This window comes from Moorena sp. SIO4E2, from assembly GCF_010671945.1.
Lineage (GTDB): Bacteria > Cyanobacteriota > Cyanobacteriia > Cyanobacteriales > Coleofasciculaceae > Moorena > Moorena producens.
In genome coordinates, this window is the sequence record NZ_JAAHIE010001449.1 from 1 (window position 1) to 1,003 (window position 1,003).

General features: G+C 42.2%; 2 protein-coding genes. One reads left to right on the top strand and one right to left on the bottom strand.

Annotated features, from left to right (window positions below):
- Window positions 1-503: Rpn family recombination-promoting nuclease/putative transposase (locus F6K37_RS44410; RefSeq protein WP_287257478.1), on the top strand; the 503-nt coding region annotated here is incomplete at its 5' end.
- A 52-nt stretch (window positions 504-555) separates the two neighbouring features.
- Here the strand turns inward: F6K37_RS44410 and F6K37_RS44415 are convergent.
- Complete coding sequence (locus tag F6K37_RS44415) at window positions 556-912, bottom strand: hypothetical protein (protein WP_287257479.1); 357 nt, start codon at window positions 910-912, stop codon at window positions 556-558.
- Window positions 913-1,003 lie beyond the last annotated feature (91 nt).

The following is a 1,003-nucleotide window of genomic DNA, read 5'->3' on the forward strand; positions in this document are numbered from 1 at the left end:
ATTTTATTATGTTTCCTGAGAATAATCAGGTAATTAATCATTTTGAGTTCCGAGAAAAAAGTACCAACATCAGCTACGTAGAAAATTACTTACAATTATTGTTTGTAGAGTTACCGAAATTTGAGAAGCAGTTGGAGGAGTTAGAAGACTTGGATGAGTTGTGGATGTATTTTTTAAAAAATGCCCCTTCCTTAGATACAGTCCCAGATAAAATGGCACAACTCCCAGAGTTTCAACAGGCATTTGGCATTGCGTCTCAGGCGAATTTAACCAGGAAGGAGTTGGAGGAACTAGGAAAACGAGAAATGTTTATTCATGACCAACAAGGGCTGATTCTTTTTGCTGAGAAACAAGGGATAGAAAAAGGAATGAAACAAGGGAGAGAAGAAGGTGAGAAAGAAAAAGCCCAAACAATTGCACGCCAACTTCTGCCTCTTTTGGATGATGAAACCATTAGCCAAACTACTGGCATACCTGTAGAGGAAATTAGGAAGCTTCGCTGAACAAGTCAAAAAGCAATAGACTAATGAAGAATTTAGAATGAAGAATTTAGAATTAATTTTTAGCATTAGCCAGCCTAGTACGTAGGCTGCGTGATAAGACGGGCTCGTCCTGATTTTTCGCCTCTTCGCTAGTTGGGAAAGTCCGTCCGAAAATATTGATAACGGGCAAGATGCCCATTCCACAAATATTGATAACGGGCAAGATGCCCATTCCACCAAGATGCCCATTCCACCAAGATGCCCATTCCACAAATATTGATAACGGGCAAGATGCCCATTCCACCAAGATGCCCATTCCACCAAGATGCCCATTCCACCAAGATGCCCATTCCACCCACCGGGTCAACCTAAATTGCTCCTGAACTGTTCCCTGTTCCCGATTCCCGATTCCCGATTCCCGACTCCTCACCCAATTGAAAACTGCTGTAATTCAGTAAGCATTGTCCCACATTTCATGGTAGGATCGGTTGGCAAAAAGCTACTGTGCAGGCCCAATCAAA